Source organism: Nocardia sp. NPDC003979 (assembly GCF_053605015.1).
The window spans coordinates 41,614-57,649 of the sequence record NZ_JBSGIJ010000016.1 but is presented as its reverse complement, the minus strand read 5'-3'; the positions used below and the strand labels follow the sequence as shown (position 1 = coordinate 57,649).

At 69.4% G+C, this 16,036-nt stretch carries 13 protein-coding genes; 7 read left to right on the top strand and 6 right to left on the bottom strand.

Annotated elements, in window-relative coordinates; genetic code table 11:
* Positions 1 to 29 precede the first annotated feature (29 nt).
* The gene (locus ACWEVR_RS26575; RefSeq protein WP_452469167.1) at positions 30 to 1,010 is read left to right on the top strand and encodes a hypothetical protein; all 981 of its coding nucleotides are present in this window, start codon (positions 30 to 32) and stop codon (positions 1,008 to 1,010) included.
* Between the two features lie 5 nt (positions 1,011 to 1,015).
* Here ACWEVR_RS26575 and ACWEVR_RS26570 read toward each other — a convergent pair whose 3' ends face one another.
* Positions 1,016 to 1,873, bottom strand: a complete 858-nt coding sequence (locus ACWEVR_RS26570; RefSeq protein ID WP_067495788.1) for a DUF1266 domain-containing protein — start codon at positions 1,871 to 1,873, stop codon at positions 1,016 to 1,018.
* Positions 1,874 to 1,936: 63 nt separating this feature from the next.
* On the opposite strand from ACWEVR_RS26570, the gene ACWEVR_RS26565 reads away from it, so the two are divergent.
* The 3 genes from ACWEVR_RS26565 (at position 1,937) to ACWEVR_RS26555 (ending at position 5,082) form a co-directional block, all read left to right on the top strand.
* The gene (locus ACWEVR_RS26565) at positions 1,937 to 2,209 is read left to right on the top strand and encodes a DUF2277 domain-containing protein (protein WP_067495790.1); all 273 of its coding nucleotides are present in this window, start codon (positions 1,937 to 1,939) and stop codon (positions 2,207 to 2,209) included.
* A 111-nt stretch (positions 2,210 to 2,320) separates the two neighbouring features.
* Positions 2,321 to 3,862 (top strand): aldehyde dehydrogenase family protein, encoded by a 1,542-nt coding sequence (locus ACWEVR_RS26560; protein ID WP_452469166.1) that lies wholly within the window; start codon positions 2,321 to 2,323, stop codon positions 3,860 to 3,862.
* Positions 3,863 to 4,185: 323 nt separating this feature from the next.
* A complete protein-coding gene (locus ACWEVR_RS26555; RefSeq protein WP_452469165.1) occupies positions 4,186 to 5,082 on the top strand; it encodes a LysR family transcriptional regulator in 897 nt (298 codons plus the stop codon).
* Here the strand turns inward: ACWEVR_RS26555 and ACWEVR_RS26550 are convergent.
* The gene (locus ACWEVR_RS26550; RefSeq protein ID WP_452469216.1) at positions 5,079 to 6,428 is read right to left on the bottom strand and encodes an amidase; all 1,350 of its coding nucleotides are present in this window, start codon (positions 6,426 to 6,428) and stop codon (positions 5,079 to 5,081) included. The two genes, ACWEVR_RS26555 and ACWEVR_RS26550, sit on opposite strands and share 4 nt — an antisense overlap.
* Positions 6,429 to 6,651: 223 nt before the next feature.
* On the opposite strand from ACWEVR_RS26550, the gene ACWEVR_RS26545 reads away from it, so the two are divergent.
* Positions 6,652 to 9,060: a protein kinase domain-containing protein gene (locus tag ACWEVR_RS26545; protein WP_452469164.1), complete on the top strand. Its 2,409-nt coding sequence runs from the start codon at positions 6,652 to 6,654 to the stop codon at positions 9,058 to 9,060.
* An 89-nt stretch (positions 9,061 to 9,149) separates the two neighbouring features.
* Positions 9,150 to 10,925 carry a serine/threonine-protein kinase gene (locus ACWEVR_RS26540; protein WP_452469163.1) on the top strand — a complete coding sequence of 592 codons (1,776 nt, stop codon included), beginning with the start codon at positions 9,150 to 9,152 and terminating at the stop codon, positions 10,923 to 10,925.
* Here the strand turns inward: ACWEVR_RS26540 and hpt are convergent.
* The 4 genes from hpt to dacB all read right to left on the bottom strand — a co-directional run bounded on the left by hpt (position 10,916) and on the right by dacB (position 15,332).
* Positions 10,916 to 11,467, bottom strand: coding sequence for a hypoxanthine phosphoribosyltransferase (gene hpt / locus ACWEVR_RS26535; protein WP_067495798.1), 552 nt, complete (start codon positions 11,465 to 11,467; stop codon positions 10,916 to 10,918). The genes ACWEVR_RS26540 and hpt overlap by 10 nt on opposite strands.
* A gap of 47 nt (positions 11,468 to 11,514) precedes the next feature.
* Complete coding sequence (tilS, locus tag ACWEVR_RS26530; RefSeq protein WP_452469215.1) at positions 11,515 to 12,660, bottom strand: tRNA lysidine(34) synthetase TilS; 1,146 nt, start codon at positions 12,658 to 12,660, stop codon at positions 11,515 to 11,517.
* A gap of 143 nt (positions 12,661 to 12,803) precedes the next feature.
* Positions 12,804 to 13,862, bottom strand: coding sequence for a zinc-dependent metalloprotease (locus tag ACWEVR_RS26525; protein WP_452469162.1), 1,059 nt, complete (start codon positions 13,860 to 13,862; stop codon positions 12,804 to 12,806).
* Between the two features lie 12 nt (positions 13,863 to 13,874).
* Positions 13,875 to 15,332, bottom strand: a complete 1,458-nt coding sequence (gene dacB, locus ACWEVR_RS26520) for a D-alanyl-D-alanine carboxypeptidase/D-alanyl-D-alanine endopeptidase (RefSeq protein ID WP_452469161.1) — start codon at positions 15,330 to 15,332, stop codon at positions 13,875 to 13,877.
* Between the two features lie 157 nt (positions 15,333 to 15,489).
* On the opposite strand from dacB, the gene ACWEVR_RS26515 reads away from it, so the two are divergent.
* A complete protein-coding gene (locus tag ACWEVR_RS26515; protein ID WP_067495803.1) occupies positions 15,490 to 15,978 on the top strand; it encodes an inorganic diphosphatase in 489 nt (162 codons plus the stop codon).
* Positions 15,979 to 16,036 lie beyond the last annotated feature (58 nt).

Here is a 16,036-nt window from a genome sequence, read left to right as displayed (position 1 = left end):
CGTCCGGGTTGTTGCAAGTGGCCACAATCATGTCATGCCCGTCTTATCGTGGGCGAGGACACAACTACAGCGCAGGGGGTACGGACATCGTCGAGCTACGAACACCCACAGCGATTCTGCGCCACGGCGAGGGGCGGCTCACCGTCCTGCGGCCGGGTACCGACGGCGAACGGGTACTCGACGTTCCCATCGCCGACCTGCTCAAAGTCCGGCTGAACCGCCGCGCCGACGACGCGGTGGTGATCGAGATCTACCTGCGTTATCCCACCGCCGTGCTCACCGGTGTGCCCGCCGACCGCACCCCGCTTCCGGTGCTGATCGCCGAACACGACGTACCGACCGCACTCGGCATCGTCGACCGGATCAACGACCAGATCATGGCCACCCAGCGCATCGATATCGCCGCGCCCGATCTCACCCCGCCCGCTCCCGAGTGGGGCAAGTCCGGGCCGGTCCGCGCCGATGTGGACCGCGCCGTGCGCCGGATGGCGCCGCGCAAGGACGCCCGCTCGGCGATCAACGCGCTGCACCGGTACGTCACCTCCGACGAATACGTACTCGAGACCGCGATCGCCATCGCCTCGCCGCCCGCGGGCTCGGGGCCCGGGCTGCTCGCGGCGACCACCGACCGGCTGCTGTTCATCGGCATCGGCGGCGATCGTTATGCCCACGAACTACCCGTTCCCGCGATTCTGGGCGCCAGGACCGTCGAGAGTCATGCGGCGCCCGGCGAGGTCGACACCAGGCACGGCGGCTCGGGGATGGATGTCAGCGACGGCAATCGCACCCTGCATTTCGCGGGTGTCGATCGGGCCGACATCGAACGCGTGACCTGTGCGGTGAACTTCGCCGTGCGCAGGCAGGCGGCCGACGGCGCGCCCGGGCCGGCCGATCCCGGCGTCACCCAGCTCTACAGCGAATGGGAGCTGCTGGTGGAGCGGCACTCGCTCGGCATGGTCGACGACACCCAGTTCCAGCGCTACGGCCGCGGAATCCTACGCAGCCTGTGACTCGGTCAGCTGGGTTCTTCGGCCGGCGCCTCGGTCTTGGGTTCGGACTCGTTGAGTTCGATGCGCCGCCAGGGGCTGGTCGGGCGGGTCCACAGCCGCAGCAGTTCCATCCGCCGGTCGACGCCGCCGTTCTTGAGTTCGGCGAGATCCTCGGTGGCCTGCCAATACGTCCAGCCCGCTAGATAGGCGTCGCCGAACTGACGCCAGTTGCGGTAGCGGCGCTGGGCGGGCGGCAATGCGCGCATGACGTACTCCCACGCCACGTCGGCCTCGAGATACCCGGCCGTGAACGCCATCCGCGCCACCGCGACCACGCGCGCCAGGTCCCAGGCGTGGATGTCGTTGGGCAGTGGGCGGGCCAGGTGTTCGGTGAAACCGATCTTGATGGCCTGGGCCCAGATGTCGTAGTCACGGACCAGCGCCTCCGGGTTGTCCATCCCGCGGAACGAACCGACCTGGCGTAGGAAGGCGCGGTGGCGGTCGGCGCGTTCGCCGAAGCGGTCGCGTTCACTGGCATTGACGGACGCCATCACCAGCGGATGCACCAACGCGTACAGGGGTGCGTGCATGCCTTCGAGGAGCTGTTCCATCGAGGCGCGCGCCTCGTTGCCATCGGTGATCCCCCATGCGCCGGTGAGCGTGTCGATGGCGAGTTCACGCCGGTCACCGAGGGGGTGTTCGCGTTCGGGACCGAGCAGCATGGCGTCGTGGAAGGCGTCCCAGCGGGTCGAATAGAAGGCACCCAGTGCCAGAGCGCGCAGCTCGTCGTCACTGACGCCCGCCCCCGACCAGTGGTCTTCCTCGCGCTCGTCGAGTTCCGGGTAGGGAAAAGTGGTCAGCGCTGGTACTCCCCGAGCAGGCATGCGGCCGAGTCTAGTGGTCTTCTTGTCCTGCAGTGATGTGCCCCACAGGTCTATTGTTCTGTCATGTGTAGAAATATCACCGTCTTGCGTGGTCTGGAGCCTGCCGCCACCGAGCAGGAGATCTACGCTGCCGCCTTGCAATATGTGCGCAAAGTCGGCGGCATCTCCGGGCTGAGCAGCACCACCAAACCCGCGGTCGACAAGGCCGTGGCCGCTATCGCCGCGGCCACGACCACCCTGCTCGCCGAACTCCCCGATCGCCGCGTGCCGCCGCCGACGGAACCACCGTTGCGCCGGATCGCGGCACGCGATGCCGAGGTGTCCGAGACCGGATAGACGAGGACGATTCGCGCGCACCGGGGAACCGGTGCGCCGATAACCCGTGACGTACGGGCACGACCGTGCCAGGCTGGTTGTGATTCACACAACGCAGTGGGGAGCACAACCGTGACACACATCGACCAGGTGATCGACGTCCGCAATCCGGCAACGGGCGAATCCGTGGGAACGGTGCCCGTCACCGACCCGGACGACGTCGCGGCCGCTGTCCGCGAACTGCGCCTCTACCAGCCCGAATGGGAGGCCATCGGGCCGAACGGGCGCAAGGAGTGGCTGCTGAAGCTGCAGGACTGGTTGATCGACAACACCGAACACCTGGCCGACGTGCTGCAGTCCGAGACCGCCAAACCGCGCGTCGACGCGCTGATCGACCCGGCCTTCGCCGTCGATCTGGCCGGCTATTACGCGCGCCGTGCCGCCAAGTTCCTCGGCGACGATCACCCGTCGCCGCACAGCCCGCTGGCCAGGGTCAAGGCCCTCACCGTCACCTACCGGCCGTATCAGGTGGTCGGTGTCATCACGCCGTGGAACTTCCCGCTCGCGATGCCCGCGATCGACGTGTTCCCCGCGCTGGCCGCCGGTGCCGCCGTGATTCTCAAGCCGTCCGAGGTGACACCGTTGTCCGCGGTCGAGCTGGCGCGCGGCTGGGCCGAGATCGGCGCGCCGCCGGTATTCAAGGTGGTGACCGGCGCGGGCGCGACCGGAGCGGCCGTGGTCGACAACGCCGACTACGTCCAGTTCACCGGTTCCACCGCGACCGGTCGCAAGATCGCGCAGGCCTGCGCCGACCGCATGGTGCCTTACAGCCTCGAGCTCGGCGGCAAGGACCCGGCGATCGTCCTGGCCGACGCCGACCTGGACCGCGCGGCGCACGGCATCGCCTTCGGCGGCATGTTCAACGCCGGTCAGGTGTGTATTTCGGTGGAGCGGGTGTATGTCGAGGCACCGGTCTACGACGAGTTCGTCGAGAAACTGACGGCGGCCGTCGCCGCGCTGCGCCAAGGCGCCGACGACCGTGAGTCCCGCAACGACGTCGGCGCACTGGCCAACGAGAACCAGTTGCGCATCGTGGAACGTCACGTGAACGAGGCCGTCGCGGCCGGCGCACGGGTGACCACCGGCGGTAAACCGACCGGCGTCGGCACCTTCTTCGAGCCGACAGTGCTTGTGGACGTTGATCATTCGATGTCGTGTGTCGCCGAGGAGACCTTCGGTCCGACCCTTCCGGTGATGAAGGTGGCCGACGAGGACGAGGCGGTGCGGCTCGCCAACGATTCGATCTACGGCCTGTCGGCATCGGTGTGGACCGGCGACAAGGCGCGTGGCGAACGCGTGGCGCGGCGGCTGAACGCGGGCGCGGTGAACATCAACGACGTGTTCGCCAACCTGTTCAATTTCGCCATGCCGATGGGCGGCTGGGGCAAGTCGGGCGTCGGCGCGCGCTGGGGCGGCGCGGCCGGGATTCGCAAGTACTGCCGTGCCCAGGCGATCACGGCGCCGAAGCTGCCGACCATGACCAAGGAATTGTTCTGGTTCCCCTACGACATGAACAAACTCGTCGTGGCGGTGGCGGCGATGCGCTTGGCCGGTGCGCGTGGGCTGCGGCGAGTGGACCTGGCCAAGGTGTGGCGACTCAAGGGCGGCAAGTAGGTTCCGCAAACCTGATTGTGATCAATGTCACCAATTTGTCGGTTCTGCGTGGTCAGCGCGCCGCTGCAAGGCCCCGCGACAGCGCTCGAAGCACCGATCCCGCTGTGAAAAGCAACGCATTTGCCCTGGTCAAACGCCCAGGTGTCGCGATGAGGCCGCTCACATCGATCGTCGGCGAAATTCGATCGGACTCGGTGGTGCGATGCACCATGCCAGGCCATATGCTGTGAGATACCGACCTGGTGACTGTTTTGACCCGCTTTCGCGAACTTCTCTGCCCGTTTTGGCTAGATTTTCCCGACCGATTCTGATAGCAAGGTGCTATGGACCCGCATTTGCGCGATCTGCGGTATTTCGTCGCCGTCGCTGAGGAACTGCATTTCACCAACGCCGCTCAGCGGCTGCATATCGCCCAGCCGACGCTTTCCCGCCAGATCCGCCAGCTCGAACGCCAACTCGACGTGGTCCTGTTCGACCGCAATCAGCGCAGCGTCGCCCTCACCGTCGCCGGTAAGGAACTGCTCGAGGGCGCCCGCAAGATCCTCGAGCTGTGGGAGGTGACCAACGTGTCCCTCCAGGAAGCAGGCGAGGTGCTGCGCGTCGGCATCCAGTCCGCGCTCGGTCGCGGCCTGCTCAACGATCTGGAAAGCGCGAGCGGACACCGCCTGGCACTGCACGCGGCGTCCTGGAACGACCCGTCGAGCGGCCTCGCGGGCCGCCAGGCCGACCTGGCCCTGGTGTGGCTGCCGCTGCCCGACCCCAACCGCTACCGCTGGCAGGTGCTGCGCACCGAGCCGCGCTGGGTACTGCTGCCCGACAACCACGCACTGGCCGAGCAGGAGACCATCGACTTCGCCGATCTGCTCGACGAGCCGTTCATCGCGCTGCCCACCGAAGCAGGTGCGGTACGCGATTTCTGGCTCGGCAACGATGCGCGCGGTGGCCGCACGGCCAAGATCGGCGCCGAAGCCGCCACCCCCGAGGACAAGCTCGAGGCCGTAAGCCTAGGCCTCGGTGTGTGCCTGCTGGCCGAGAACAATGTGCCGATGTACCGCTGGCCCGGTCTCACCGCGCGGCCGGTCGCCGGTCTTTCGCCGTGCGAGCTGGCCGTCGCCTGGCGCGCCGACGACACCCGTCCGACGATTCTGGAATTCGCCGGTCGCGCTGTCGACGGTGGTTTCTCCGAGCCCGCGCAGGCACCGCAGCCGATCGCGGTCTAGTTCGTCAGTTCGAGTTGGGCGGCCAGGCCGAGCAGGGTCGACTCGGTGCCGGGTGGGCCTGCCAATTGCGCGGCGAGCGGGGTGTGCGTCTCGGGATGGATGCCCATCGGCAGTGACGCGGCAGGCCAGCCGACCAGATTCCACACGCCGGTGAAGGGTGCGTAGCGCACCGAGGACGCGACATTGGCGGCCCAACCGCGCCTGCTCCACTGCCGCGCCTTGGGCGGCGGGGCGGCCAGCGTCGGGGTGATCACCACGTCGAAGTTCTCGAAGAAGTCGAGCAGCCTGGCTTCGGCCCGGTCGGCCTGGCTCGGCCGGACCAGGCGCAGGCGGCGGATGAGTCGGCCGAGGGCCAGGTGCCTGCGGGTGCGTGGTTGGAGCCGCTCGGGGTCGGCCAGTCGCTCCGCGTCGGCCAATCCCGCTGTGGGCCAGCGAAGCAGCATCGCCAGTGCCGCGTCGCCGTAGGGCAGTTCGACGGGCTCCACGAGGTGCCCGGCCGCTGCCGCGCGCGCACCCGCGGTGCGCGCCGCCGCCGTCCAGTGCCGATCAACCCGGACCAGTCGCGACGGCGGAGCCACGGCCAGTCCGATACGTAGTCGCTGCGGCGGCCGTAGGTCGGCCAGATCGCTGCGGTCGGCCAGGACCGAGAGGGCGAGGGCGGCGTCGGAGACGGTGGTCGCGAGGATGCCGTTCTCGGCCATGCCCGACCAGGAGTCGGCGCCGATCCCGGCGGGGACCACGTCACGACCTGGTTTGATGCCGAAGACACCGCAAGCGGCGGCGGGCACCCGGATCGAGCCGAGCCCGTCGTTGCCGTGCGCGATGGGGACCAGGCCTGCCGCGACGGCCGCTGCCGCGCCGCCGGAGGAACCACCCGGCGTGCGGCCCACATCGCGCGGGTTGCGGGTGACGCGCCCGTCGGCGTCGGTGTTGGCCCACAGGCCGAGCTCGGGCATCGCGGTCAGTCCGACGACGATCGCGCCCGCCGCCCGCAATCTGGCGACCACCGGGTGATCGGCCGGTTCCGCCGCGGCGGACGTGGCGGCCGAACCGGCCGTGGTCGGCTCCCCCGCGACGGCGATGTTCTGCTTCACCGCGACCGGAACCCCGGCCAGCGGCAGCTCGTCCAGGTCGGGTCGCGCGGTGAGTTCGAGTGCCTCCGCGCGCGCCTGCTCGGAGCGCACGACGGTGAAGGCGTTGATCTTGTGGTTCTCCGACGAGATGCGGGTGAGCGCGTCGGCGACGGCGTCGGCGGGCGTGATCGTGCCCGCTCGCACCCGCGCGGCCAGGGCTGCGGCCGGGCCGCCGATCGGGAAGTCGTCGGCGGGTTGGTGGGAGGAGTTCATCGCCACCTCAGCGTCCGTCACGCCGTCGTCGTCGACGGACTCCCATGCTACCGCTGTGAGGTCATCGTGCATGTGCGGATTCGCCCCCGTCGCATGGTCGTCGAAAATCGGGTGATCAGCTCTCCAGGCGCAAGTTATCATTTCGGGTACGGCTCGGGGCACCATGACGTCGGGTGTGGCGGAAGGAAATTCGTACCGATCCGCGCGAACCTTAGGTCGGCTGATGAGTGATAGCACCGCAAGCGGTGAACAACCCGACGCGAGTACCGGTCGGTATCTCAACGTGCGCGCCGACATGGTCGAGGCATTCGCCGCCGCCTGGGGCACGGTCGACGGCGAACCGCCCGATATCGCCGAATTCCTCCCCGATGCGCGCACGTTGCGCAGGCAGGCGTTGCACGAGTTGATCCGGGTGGACCTGCGTCAGCGGTGGTTGCATCACGCCGCCGAAACCGTCGCCCGCAAGCGGCTCGCCGAGTACTGCGCGGAGTTTCCGGAACTCGAGCCCGAGGCACTGCCCGCCGGGTTGGTCTTCGAGGAGTTCGTGATCCGCAGGCACAGCGGTGAACGGGTCGACCCGCGCGACTGCCTGCGCGAGTACCCGCACCAGGCCCCCAGCCTGCGCGCCCTGCTCAACGCCGACGACCTCGACCAGAGCACCCACCGCGCCGTCGACCCCGACGCGACGGTGAACCAGCCACCCGAGCAGACCCGTAGTACTCAGGTGCCGAACTTCGATCTCACCGCGACAGCGACCGCGGCCGCGACAGCGACCTCGGCCGCCACGGCACCCGATTCGGTGCCCGGTGCGTTCGTCGCGCTCGACCGGATCGAGATCGGTCAGCGAATCGGCGACTTCGAGTTGCTCACCGGACTGGGGACGGGTGCGTTCGCGCGGGTGTTCCTGGCGCGTCAGCGGTCCATGCAGCGGCTGGTCGCGGTGAAGATCTCCGCCGATCGCGGCACGGAACCGCAGACGCTCGCCCAGCTCGACCACGACTACATCGTCCGCGTGTTCGATCAGCAGTTGCTCGACGCGGATCCCGAGCCCACCGGCGCGCGCCGGTTGCGGCTGCTGTACATGCAGTTCCTGCCGGGCGGCACGCTGCTGGGCCTGTTGCGCTGGGTTCGCGCGACCGCGCCCGCCGAGCGGAGCGGCAAACTGCTGCTCGAGGCGGTCGACGCGGCGATGGAGGAGAAGGGCGAGATCCGCCCGACCGATTCCAGTGTGCGCGCCGAGATCGCCGCCCTGAGCTGGCCCGAAACCGTCGCCTGGTTGGGGCGCAGGCTGGCCGAGGCGCTCGACTACGCCGCCGCGCACGGTGTGCTGCACCGCGACGTGAAACCGGCGAATGTGCTGCTCACCGCCGAGGGCGTGCCAAAGCTGGCCGATTTCAACATCAGTTTCAGCCGGTCGGTCGAGGGCACCAGTCCGGTCGCCTACTTCGGTGGGTCGCTGTCGTACATGTCGCCGGAGCAGCTGGAGGCCTGTCATCCCGGGCGCGGCCGCAGCGCCGCCGACCTCGACACTCGCGCCGACATCTACTCGCTCGGCGTGGTGCTGTGGGAGTTGCTCACCGGGGCGAAACCGTTCGACGACTCCACCGCCGAAGCCGAGGGCCGAGGCGACGAGACCACCCTCGAGGCCATGCTCGAGCGGCGCAGTTCCGGCGTCGACCCGGCCGCGATGGAGCGGGTGCCGCCGAACTGTCCGTCGGCGCTGCGCCGCGTCCTGCTCACCTGTCTGTCGCCCGATCGGGCGGGCCGCTGGGCCGACGGCGCGACGCTGGCCAAACAGTTCGACCTCTGCCTGGACGAACGCGCTCGCGACCTGGTCGACCCACCGCCGAACAGCTGGCGGATCCGGTTGCGGCGCTGGCCGCTGCTGGTTCTGGTGCTGGCCATCGGCATCCCCAACGCCCTCGCCTCCTGGTACAACATCCAGCACAATCAGACGCTGGTGGTGAGCCGGCTCGGCGAGACGGCGCAGCAGACGTTCATCATCATCACGGCCGGGGTGAACCTGGTGTTCTTCCCCGCGGGCGCGGCGCTGCTGATCTATCTGGCCCGTTTCCTGTTGGGTGTGCCCGGCGGGTTACGCAAGGGCAGACGCTACGACCCGGCCACCCTGCGCCGGGCCAGACACGACACCGTGCGCTTCGGCGACCGAGCCGTGGTCGTCGCCTTCTCCCTGTGGGCGCTGGCCGGGGTCACCTTCCCCATCGCGCTGCAACTGGCCACCGGCAATGTGCCCGGGCGGGCGGTGGTGCACTTCCTCGCATCGCTGCTGGTCTGCGGGGCTGTCGCGGTGGCCTACCCGTTCTTCCTCGTCACGTTCTACCTGATCCGCTGCCTCTACCCGGTGTTCCTGCGCCACGGTGAGATCAGCGCCGACGACAGTGCATGGCTGCGCGGGTTGAGCCGCCGGTGCACCTGGTACCTGGCCGTGGCCGCCTCGGTGCCGCTGCTCGCGGTGGCCGGGCTGACCTTCCTGCCGCCCGCCGACATCCCCTCGGTGATCGTCGCGGTCCGGGTGCTGTGCGTGGGCGGCATCATCGCCTTCATCGGCTCTTACCTGCTGTTCCGCGCACTCGAGTCCGACCTGCGGGCCCTGGAACGGGTGGTCGGCTGAACCATCACGCCCCCGCGTGCGTATGCCCGGCAGTGAGCTCCACCCGCACCGCGGAGGCGACCCGGCCCTCGCCTGTCCACAGCGCGACCATGCATCCGGCCGATTGCCGTGCGCTCGACCGGATCGAGGTGGGCACACGGCTCGGTGATTTCGAATTGCTCACCGAACTGGGCGCGGGCGCGTTCGCGCGGGTGTTCCTGGCCAGGCAGCGGTCGATGCAGCGGTTGGTCGCGGTGAAGGTGTCCGCCGACAGCGGCACCGAACCGCAGACGCTTGCCCAACTCGACCACGACTACATCGTGCGCGTCTTCGACCAGCAGGTCATCGACGGCTCGACCCCGCTTCGCCTGCTGTACATGCAGTTCCTGCCCGGCGGCACCCTGCTCGGTGTGCTGCGCTGGGTGCGCGCCACCCCACCGGCCGAACGCACCAGCGCCCTGCTGCTCGACGCCGTCGACGCGGCCATGGAGGAAAAGGGTGAGATCCGCCCGGCCGACTCGGCGGTGCGCGGCGAGATCACCGCACTGACCTGGCCCGAGACCGTCGCGTGGCTGGGCAGCAGACTCGCGGCCGCGCTGAGCTACGCCGCCGCACGTGGCGTGCTGCATCGCGACGTGAAGCCTGCCAACGTGCTGCTCAGCGCCGAAGGCGTGCCCAAGCTGGCCGATTTCAACATCAGTTTCAGCCGCTCGGCCACCGAGGTGTCCGCCGCGTCCTACTTCGGTGGCTCGCCGGCCTACATGTCGCCCGAGCAGCTCGAAGCCTGCTACTTCGGGCGCGATCCCGCCGACCTCGACACCCGCGCCGACATCTTCTCCCTCGGGGTGTTGCTCTGGGAACTGCTCTCGGGGACAAAGCCTTTCGACGGCGACAACGACGATCCGGCCGCGATGCTCGACCGCCGTCACGGTGCGGTGGTCGGCGAACTGCCCGCCGATTGCCCGGCCGCGTTACGCCGGATTCTGCTCACCTGCCTGTCGCCCGAACGCGAGAACCGCTGGTCGGACGCCGACCTCCTGGTCGCGCAATTCGACCTCTGCCTCGACCCACACGCCCGCGAACTCGTCGACCCCCCACCGCGCAGCTGGCGAAACCGCTTGCAGCCGTATCTTTTTCTCGTTCTCGCGCTGGCGATCCTCGTCCCGAATCTGCTGGCGTCCTACTACAACCGGGGACTCAACATGTCCCTGCTCCACGGACTCGACCCCGCGGTCCAACCCATCCGGCGGACCTACGCGATCACCATGAACGCGGTCTTCTTCACCGCGGGCGCCGCCACCATGATCTATCTGGGCAGACGGCTGCTCACCGTGCCCCGCCGACTGCGCGCGGGCAGACCATGCGAGCCGGCCGTGCTCGCGCGCACCGGCCGCGATTGCCTGCGCCTGGCCGACTGGGCCGTGGCCGTGGCCTTCGTCCTGTGGATCGCGGGCTCGGCCGGGCTGGCGATCACGTTGAACCTGGTCGACGACCCGCCGATGCGCACCGCGATCCACCTGCTGCTGGTCGCCTGCCTGTGCGCCGCGGTCGCGATGACCTACCCGTTCTTCCTCATCACCCTGTACCTGGTGCGCTGCGTGTATCCCCTGCTCCTGCACCACGGCCAAGACCTGCGCGCCGACCACGCGGCGCTGTCGGGCCTGCGCGCCCGCTGCCACCGGTACCTGGTGGTGGCCGCGTCGATTCCGCTGCTCACCATCGCGGGCGCGACGTTCCTGCCGGTCGACGACCTGCTCGCGACGCTCACCCCGCTGCGCACGGTGTGCGCGGGCGGGGTGCTCGGTTTCGTCGGGGCGCTGCTGGTGTTCCGGGTGATCGAGACCGATATCCGCGCGCTCCTGCGCGTGGGCTCGGCTCAGGAGTAGACGGCGGGGTTCAGGGTGCCGATGTAGGGCAGGTCGCGGTAGCGCTCGGCGTAGTCGAGGCCGTAGCCGACGACGAACTCGTTGGGGATGTCGAAGCCCACGTGGGCCACGTCGACGGGGGTGCGTAAGGCGTCGGGCTTGCGCAGCAGGGTCACCACCTCCAGCGAGGCCGGGTTGCGGGTGGCCAGATTGCGCTTGAGCCACGACAGGGTCAGGCCCGAGTCGATGATGTCCTCGACGATGAGGACGTTGCGGCCCGCGATGTCCTTGTCCAGGTCCTTCATGATGCGCACGACGCCCGAGGACGAGGTGGACGACCCGTAGGACGACACGGCCATGAATTCGAGCTGGGTGGGGATGGGCAGGGCCCTGGCGAAGTCGGTCACGAAGAAGATCGCGCCCTTGAGGACGCAGATCAGCAGCAGGTCGCCTTCGGGAGAATCCGGCGGGTATCGCTTGGCGACGAGTTCGGCGAGCTCTTCGATCTTTGCCTTGATCTCGTCTTCGGTGATCAGCACCGACGCGATGTCGTCTCCGTACACGGAAGTGGGTATCCCTTCGTGGTGTCGGTCCCGGCTCGACCGATCCATTATGTGGCATCGAAACGCGGCTGGGCGCGCACGGTCAGCGTGCCATGTTCGCGCACCACGACCAACCGGTGGGCCCTGCTCCCGCCCCCGATCGCCACCCCACCCTGGCCACGCCAGCCGCTCACCAGCTCGTCGATCGCTTGTAAGTGGGCGTTCATCAGGCCGCCGACGCCCTGTTCGGTCAGCCAGGCGCGAACCGCCCGGCGACGCAGGGCCGCCGGTGCAGTGGCCAGAATCTCGATCGCGAGGGCGGGCCGATCGGTGTCGTCGGCGCCACTGCCGGGTCCGGCCTCTGCCCCCTCGTGGATCGTCGGCCCACCGATCTCGCCGACGCCACCAGCGGGCCGAGCCGACGACGACCCTTCGGCGGTCGGCGGCCGGGTCTCGCCGAGCACAGCTCGGGGTCGACCGACAGGCATTCGGGCGGCGTTCAGGAGTTCGCGCGCGAGGTCGTCGAGGACAGCACCGTCGGCGCGCAGCTGGTCGGCGGTGCGGGCCAACGCCTGCGCCGCACCCCCGCCGAGCACGTCCTCGAGCAGCGGCAGCACCTCGTTGCGCACCCGCACCCGCGTGTAGGCCGGGTCGTCGTTGTGTGGATCGCGCCAAGCCTCGATCCCCAGGTCGGCACACACCTGCTCCGTCTGGGCCCGCCGCACCCCGAGCAACGGCCGCCCCCACGGCTCGTTCCACGCCGCCATCCCCTGAATGGACCGGCCGCCCGACCCGCGCGCCAACCCGAGCAACACGGTCTCGGCCTGATCGTCGAGGGTGTGCCCGAGCAACACCGGGCGCCCGTCCCGCACAGATTCCAGTGCCGCGTACCGAGCGGTGCGCGCGGCCGCCTCCATCCCCCCCGCACGCCCCACCTCGACCGCGACGACCCTGGCCTGCGCGCACCCGAGCGCCACCGCCTGGTCGGCGGCCCGCCGGGCAACCTCGGCCGATCCGTCCTGCAGCCGGTGATCCACGATCACCGCGGTCACCGGCCCGGTCTCGACCACGGCGGCCGCGACCAACGCCAGCGAATCGGCGCCCCCGGACAACGCGACAACGACCGGCCCCCGCCCACCGCGGGCGAGGACCCACTCCCGCACCGCACGCCGCACAACGAGCACAGCCGGGGTCTCGGGCAGCTTCGGCGCCATCACCGACCAGCCCGTCGCTGTGCCCACCACGCAAGACCGTCTCGACGACACGACCCAGTGCCGCTACCGGTCGCGCAAGTCATACCGGCAGGCTACTCAGCCGCAGGCTGATGCCTGCACCTCGGCCGCCGACACACGTACCGCTACAGCACCCGGTCGATCCACCGTTGCGGCGAATCGACCTCGTCCAGCCGAGGCAGCGTGTCCGCGTTCGTCCAGATCGTGTTGAACTCCGTGACGCCCACCCGCTCGACCACCGCGTCGACGAACTTCTTGCCCCGCACGTACTGAGCCACCTTGGCGTCCACGCCGAGCAGCGCCCGCAGGATCCGCTGGATCGGGTTGGACGGCTTCTGCCTGCGCCGATCGAACGCGGCGCGGATGTGGGCCACGCTGGGCACCACCGAGGGGCCGACGGCGTCCATCACGTGGTCGGCGTGCCCTTCGAGCAGGGTGCCCAGCATGAGCAGCCGGTCGAGTGCCTCACGCTGAGGTGGCGCCTGGGCCGCGCGCAGCAGGCCGACGATGCCCTTGGCGTTCGGGTCGTCGGCGAGGTCACCGTTGCGGCGGGCGCGCAGTTCGCCGACGAGCCGGGTGAGCATCTCGCTCATGGGCTCCTCGCCGACCTCGCTGAGGATGTCGACATTGGTCCGCATGTAGTCCGCGAGCCAGGGCGCCGAAGAGAACTGCACCCGGTGGGTCACCTCGTGCAGGCACACCCACAGCCGGAAATCGCTGGAGTCCACCCCGAGGGCACGTTCGACGCCGAGAATATTGGGCGCGACCAGCAGCAGTGTGCCGTCCGCACCGGTGAACGGGTCGTATTGGCCGAGGATCGCGGTGGACAGGAACGCCAGCATGGTCCCGGCCTGCACGCCCGCCGGTTTCCCCGCGAACGGGCCTTTGCCCGCGCCGGTGCCGGTGAGCACCGACATCGAGTCGGCGGCCGCCGCGATCCAGCCGGGCCGGTCGACGATCCGCGCCTCGGGTACCGGGCGGTCGTCGAGCAGCCCGCTCACCTCGCGCACCGGCATCTCGGCGAGGATCGAGGCCGAGGCCAGTTCGGCGACGACCTGTTCGGCGTTGTCGCGCGAGGTACGTGGGCCCGGTGGCGCGAGTAGCGCGCCGGTCCTGGCGGCCAGCCGCCAGTCGACGACCGCATTGAATCCGGGATTCTTGCGCCCGGTCTTGTCCTCGCTCATCGCCACCCGCTCTCAGGAACATCCACAGTTGCGCAGGGCACCCGCCACCGCGTCGAGCGCGGGTCTGCTGACCTCCGGCAGCCGGTCGTTGGACATGAGTGCGAAGGTCAGTACCCGCCCGTCCCGGTCGAGCACATACCCGACCAACGCGCTTGCCACGCTCAGAGTTCCGGTCTTGGCCCGCACCCAGCCCGCGCCTTCCCGGTTCTGGGTGACGAAGCGAGGGGCGAGCGTTCCGGTTCCGCCGGCGACGGGCAGGTCGTCGAGCAGCGGTGCCAGCGCCGCCGCACGCGGATCGTTCTCGGGCCTGGCCTGGGTACCGGCGGGCACGACGGCGGCGTCGCCGGTCGGCTTGGCGGCGGTGGCGACGATGGTGTCGAGCAGTCGCGGCGGCACCCGGTCGTCGACGGACAGGCCGCTGTTGTCGGCCAGGTGCAGGCCGTTCACGTCGAAGCCCGCGGTGGTGAGCGCGGCGGCGGTGGCGGCGGTGGCACCGGCGAAGGACGCCTCGCGTCCGGTGGCGACGGCGAGTTCGCGTCCGATGGTCTCGGCGAGCACGTTGTCGGAATGGATCATCATGTCGTGCAAGCGGATTCGCAGCGGCGCCGACTCGACCTTCGCGATCTCGGCACCGGTGCTCGCGGCCTGGCCGACGTGCACGGCGGCCGGGTCGATGCCGAGTTCGGCGGCCAGGGCGCGGCCCGCGTCGAGTGCGGGGGTCGAGGTGCGCGGGGAGTAGTCGGCCGACGGGTCGAATCGCCCACCGTCGAGCATCACCGGTTCGATGGGCGTGATCGAGCCCTCGGGGATGTCGATCGGGTCCCAGCCGGCCGCCATGGTCGGACCGGTGTAGGCGGAGGTGTCGACCACGATCGCGCTCGCCTGCCTGCCCGCCGCCTTGATCTGCGCGGCGAGGTCGGCGATGCGCGGACCGTCGGTGTAGTAGCCGCCGTCGGCGCGGGTGGTGAGCGTCGGATCACCGCCGCCGACGAGTACCAGCTCCCCCGGCGCTCCGGCGACGACCCGGGTGGCCACTCGCTGATCGTCGGGCAGGGTGAGCAGCGCGGCCGCGACCAGCATGATCTTGGCCGTCGACGACGGGATCATCGCCTTGGTCGGCTCCTGGCTCCAGAGCACGGTTCCGCTGGTGGGATCGGTGACCTGGCCCGCGAACGCGCCGAGATCGGGACTGCTGGTCACCTGCGCGAGCGCGGCGGCGATCCCGGCGACCGTCGGCGCGGGTGCGTCCGACCTGGCCGGGGCGATGGCGGTGGTCGGGGTGGCGGCCGACGGCGCGTCGGCGACGGTGAGCCCGCCGTGCCGGAATTCCGGCGTCCACGGCCGGGCGATCGCCGCGAATCCGCCGCCGATCAACAGCAGGGCGACGAGCACCGCCGACAGCCAGATCCACCCCGACCGGCGACGTCGCGGCTCCTGCCATCCGGGATTCTGTTCGCTTGGACCGATCACGACCGTCGTTTCTCCTCTAGCCCGCCCGACGCCCGGCCGCGCTGAGCCGCCTGCCGCACCGGTGTTCCGGCACACCACACTATCCTCGTTGCGCAACGGTTCCCCAGAACGATCTGGCGATTCGGCACACAAGCACTCGAACGAGCAAGGAGATGGCGTGGAGTTCGACGTCACCATCGAGATTCCCAAGGGTTCTCGGAACAAGTACGAGGTCGATCACGAGAGCGGCCGGGTGAAGCTCGACCGGTACCTGTACACCTCCATGGCCTACCCGGCCGACTACGGCTTCATCGAGAACACCCTCGGCGAGGACGGCGATCCGCTGGACGCGCTGGTGCTGCTGCCGGAGTCGGTGTTCCCCGGTGTCATCGTCGAGGCTCGCCCCGTCGCGGTGTACCGGATGACCGACGAGGCCGGTGGCGACGACAAGATCCTGTGTGTGCCCGCGGGCGACCCGCGCTGGGACTACATCCAGGACATCACCGACGTCCCGGAGTTCGAGCTGGCCGCGATCAAGCACTTCTTCGAGCGCTACAAGGACCTCGAGCCCAACAAGTTCGTGGAGGGTTCGGAGTGGCTGGACCGCGCCGAGGCCGTCAAGATCATCGACGAGGCCTTCGCCCGGCTGAAGGAATCCGGCCACTGAGCTGATAGAGAAACGAAAAACGGGAAGTCCGAAGGGGATTGGACTTCCCGTTTTTCTG

Bases quoted from the DNA above. Each gene is read 5' to 3' on its own strand.
- ACWEVR_RS26570 (WP_067495788.1), bottom strand. From the start codon at position 1,873: ATGCCTGCTCGGGGAGTACCAGCGCTGACCACTTTTCCCTACCCGGAA.
- ACWEVR_RS26540 (WP_452469163.1), top strand. From the start codon at position 9,150: ATGCATCCGGCCGATTGCCGTGCGCTCGACCGGATCGAGGTGGGCACA.
- ACWEVR_RS26575 (WP_452469167.1), top strand. From the start codon at position 30: ATGTCATGCCCGTCTTATCGTGGGCGAGGACACAACTACAGCGCAGGG.
- ACWEVR_RS26555 (WP_452469165.1), top strand. From the start codon at position 4,186: ATGGACCCGCATTTGCGCGATCTGCGGTATTTCGTCGCCGTCGCTGAG.
- ACWEVR_RS26545 (WP_452469164.1), top strand. From the start codon at position 6,652: ATGAGTGATAGCACCGCAAGCGGTGAACAACCCGACGCGAGTACCGGT.
- ACWEVR_RS26525 (WP_452469162.1), bottom strand. From the start codon at position 13,862: ATGAGCGAGGACAAGACCGGGCGCAAGAATCCCGGATTCAATGCGGTC.
- ACWEVR_RS26550 (WP_452469216.1), bottom strand. From the start codon at position 6,428: ATGAACTCCTCCCACCAACCCGCCGACGACTTCCCGATCGGCGGCCCG.
- tilS (WP_452469215.1), bottom strand. From the start codon at position 12,660: ATGGCGCCGAAGCTGCCCGAGACCCCGGCTGTGCTCGTTGTGCGGCGT.
- ACWEVR_RS26565 (WP_067495790.1), top strand. From the start codon at position 1,937: ATGTGTAGAAATATCACCGTCTTGCGTGGTCTGGAGCCTGCCGCCACC.